Annotated in this window: 1 pseudogene; it reads right to left on the bottom strand. The window is 78.7% G+C overall.

The features are described from left to right. Positions 1-124 (bottom strand): annotated as a pseudogene (locus JHD67_RS22055) (aconitase family protein); the annotation flags it as partial. Positions 125-305 lie beyond the last annotated feature (181 nt).

The following is a 305-nucleotide window of genomic DNA, read 5'->3' as shown; positions in this document are numbered from 1 at the left end:
CGATGCACATGGAGCAGCCCGGCACGCGCCACTCCGCGCCGGCGGCGGTGAATACGTGGTGCAAGCCTTCGTTCTCCGCGTCGCGGCGCACCGCTTCGGAGCCCGGTACCACCAGCATGCGAACGCCTGTCTCTTATACACATCTCCGAGCCCACGAGACCCGTGACCGAATCTCGGGTGGCGGGGTGGGGGTGGAAAGGGGGGGGGGGGGGGGGGGGGGGGGGGGGGGGGGGGGGGGGGGGGGGGGGGGGGGGGGGGGGGGGGGGGGGGGGGGGGGGGGGGGGGGGGGGGGGGGGGGGGGGGGG

This window comes from Dyella sp. ASV21, assembly GCF_016428975.1.
Taxonomy (GTDB): domain Bacteria; phylum Pseudomonadota; class Gammaproteobacteria; order Xanthomonadales; family Rhodanobacteraceae; genus Dyella.
Note: the sequence above shows the minus strand (reverse complement) of the source record. Positions and strands in the feature narration are given on the sequence as shown.